We start from the raw sequence: 3180 nt of genomic DNA on the forward strand, positions 1-3180 counted from the left end.
CTTTAGGAGGATTTAATAATTTTATATCAATTATTGTTAAATTCATAATTAAAAGAAAAAGAGAGAAAGTAAGAATTATTAAAAAAATTAATTGATTCCGATCATCTCTTATATTATTCCATATGGTAGCAAGTAAATGAATAAAATTATGATCTAAAAAAATCAGTAAAGTTATGAATGCGATTGTTAGTAGCAAAGAAAATAATTCGTAATGCGTGTTTTCTAAATATAATTTAACTAAATCACCTATACCCATAAAAGCTCAATAATGATTAAAGTAGATAAACTCTTTTTTATAATCATTAACTTATTATACTGAATAAAGATTAAAAATATTTTATTCATTTCAAATTATATTTTTTTGTAAAAATTTACAGATCTAATCATTTAAGGCAAATATTTAAGAATGCAAGAGGATTATTAAGATAAATTTTTTTAGTTATTATAACGTTAGATTTTAATTAATTAACCCAGCTATTTCGTTTAAATTTAAACCATTTAGATCAACTTGAAGCGCGGCAATACATTCTCGCTTTCTCAAAAAGATTATTGTTCCCCTGCTGAATTGAATATCGAGTTCCATCCTATAAATCCGCGGTTTAAAGGCATTAAATTCGGATACATCAGAAATTGATCAGGAAATTCTACCTCCTAAAATAAATCATGAGATCCGCATATCGGACATACAGGTTACCCATATCCTTCAAAATAGTACCGCGAGCAGGAGAATTACCAGTCCACCGGAAAGATATGATACAGATTGGGCCTAGGTACACCCCATAAACAAGATTTAGTCCCTTTTTCGAAATTATCCCAGGTTACTAAAAAAGGTTGTAATCCGATCACGAAAAATTAGGGATGCGGGATAATCAGTCAACCGCTACCATTACTTCGCTTGCCTTGACCACTGCGTATACTGATTTGCCTTCTTTTAAGGCCAGGTTTTCTACCGAGTGGGAAGTAATCATGGCAGTTACTACATTGCCGCCACCGATGTCAATTGCGACTTCTGCGTTGACTGGTCCCTTGGTGATTGACTTGATAGTGCCCTTAAGAGCGTTACGTGCGCTGATTTTCATATTGTGTTCCTCTTTGTTCTGCCACAAGGCAGATACTACTACATACACCCCAAAAGGTTTAATGTTTTTGGTTATCAAAATAGTTTAAAACTGCCTGAGTGTCAAACGTAGTTTGTAATGATTTGATGCTTGATTGAAGAACATGCGATAATTTTTAGACAACAAACCCACAAATACACATCATACACACCACGCACATGAAGCAGAGACACAATATTACACTCACCCCTGAGATGGATGAAAGGCTAAACCACTATGCATATGTGAGCAGGAAAAGCAGAAGCACCATCATCGAAGAGGCATTAGATCACTATCTGTCAGGCTCTGTCAAAGATAATCCTCCGTCGACCGATACCACAGTCTCACGGTTGGAAGAACGAATCGCAAAAATAGAATCACTGATCCAGAATGGGGAAATAAAAGAGAGGAATAATCGCATCTGCTCCCAGTCAATACCTGAACAACCAGATAGTACCTCCCGGACACTGCCAGAAAAGACAAAACCACTCAGATCAGGTACTGATACCGGTCCGTCACCACATACAAACCCGGATCACCAAACCATAATCAGTCTTGATCCTGATGGATGGTATACTCAGACACTTGTAGGAGAATTCCTGGACCCCTCAATCCTACTCAGCACACGGAAAAGTATTGTCTCAATAGCGGTTGCAAGAGGTGAGATGGAGACCAATGGAAAAAAGAGAAAGGGATGCAGGATCAAGGGTTCTTCCGCGATAGCGTGGATAACGGCAATGAAGCGAAAAGAAAAACCCCCGGTATTTTTTCTGGGTTCTTCATAACCTTCATCACCAGATTCTATCCGATAGTCTCCCTTCTCATCGCCCTGACTTCGACTTCCTGCCCTTTAACGAGTTTATCTGATCCTCTCTTTTTATGGAGCACTGCATCTGCCCTGACTCCCATCATATGCCCGAATATTCTCGGTACAGGAGTGATAAGGGTCTTGCCATGATCCGTATGAACCTTCACCATCAGGAACATATCTACCCCGTCAACCGATGCAACAGCCTCGGTAAGTTCCCCATCGACATAGAGATCAGGAGGAATCGGCACACCCCATTGACTGAGCAGAGGGGAAATAAATTCACGAAGAACAGTCAGAGATGCGATTGAAGGGCCTGGCATTCCAAACGCTGGTTTTCCATTGATCCGGGCCAGAGTTACCGGTTTTGCCGGCACCATCGCAACCCCATGAAAGAGGAGGGTGCCACACTGCTCCATCGCATCAACCGTATGATCTTTGGATCCTGCAGAAGATCCTCCAAAGATCAGGACCATGTCGCACTCTGTACTGATCTTCTGTAATTCCCGGGAGATGGTTGCAGGATCATCAGGTATGACCGGATACAATACCGGAACAACACCATATTGTTTCAAAAACCCTGCAATCATATACGAATTGCTATCAACGATCTGACCGGGTTTCGGAGTTTCATACGGAGAGATGATCTCATCACCGGTTGCAACCAGACCCACCCTCCAGCTCGTAACCAGAACATCGGTAATACCATAGGAGAGGAGTGCACCGATATCAAACGGAATGATCTGGTGTCCTGCATCCATGACCATATCATCCATTCCAATATCTTCCCCACAAGGAATGGTGTTTTGAAGTGGGGAGACCGGGGCATGAATCTGGTATTTGTTCTCTGATACCTCGATAACCTCCTCTATCGGTATGACTGCATCATACCCGTCCGGCATTGGCATCCCGGTATTAACCCGTGGAGCATCCAGTTCAATTCCGGATTTCTCCCCTGCTCCGGTTGTTGCTTCGCTCTTCACCGCGATTCCATCGGGTCCGGAGAGGAGCAGAGGAGGATTTGTCCATTTTGAGTATACCGGCTCTGCAAGAACACGGCCGCATGAATCAGCAACCGGGATGCGAACCCGGGTATCCGGAGTTTGAAATGAGGAGAATACTATCTTTTTTGCATCTGCCAAAGGCAGAAGTTGTGAATGAATACATATCCGGGGGATTGAAATCACCTAAGCTTGACTAGAAGTAAGTGATTTAAAATATATTACTTTTATTATATCAAGATGGTAAGTACTTCAGGCAATAATATTTTTAATC

General features: G+C 41.2%; 3 protein-coding genes. 1 reads left to right on the plus strand and 2 read right to left on the minus strand.

The genetic code is table 11. The annotated features are described in order from the left end of the window. Positions 1-869 precede the first annotated feature (869 nt). On the minus strand, positions 870-1079 hold the full coding sequence (locus LUQ50_RS00860) for a molybdopterin-binding protein (protein WP_300034746.1): 210 nt from the start codon (positions 1077-1079) through the stop codon (positions 870-872). 197 nt (positions 1080-1276) lie between these two features. Here LUQ50_RS00860 and LUQ50_RS00865 point away from each other — a divergent pair, with 197 nt between their 5' ends. After that, a complete protein-coding gene (locus LUQ50_RS00865; protein ID WP_300034749.1) occupies positions 1277-1882 on the plus strand; it encodes a ribbon-helix-helix domain-containing protein in 606 nt (201 codons plus the stop codon). Positions 1883-1898: 16 nt separating this feature from the next. Here LUQ50_RS00865 and LUQ50_RS00870 read toward each other — a convergent pair whose 3' ends face one another. Further along, on the minus strand, positions 1899-3047 hold the full coding sequence (locus LUQ50_RS00870) for a molybdopterin molybdotransferase MoeA (protein ID WP_300034752.1): 1149 nt from the start codon (positions 3045-3047) through the stop codon (positions 1899-1901). Between the last annotated feature and the right edge of the window lie 133 nt (positions 3048-3180).

The sequence above is a fragment of the Methanospirillum sp. genome (assembly GCF_028679455.1).
Taxonomy (GTDB): domain Archaea; phylum Halobacteriota; class Methanomicrobia; order Methanomicrobiales; family Methanospirillaceae; genus Methanospirillum.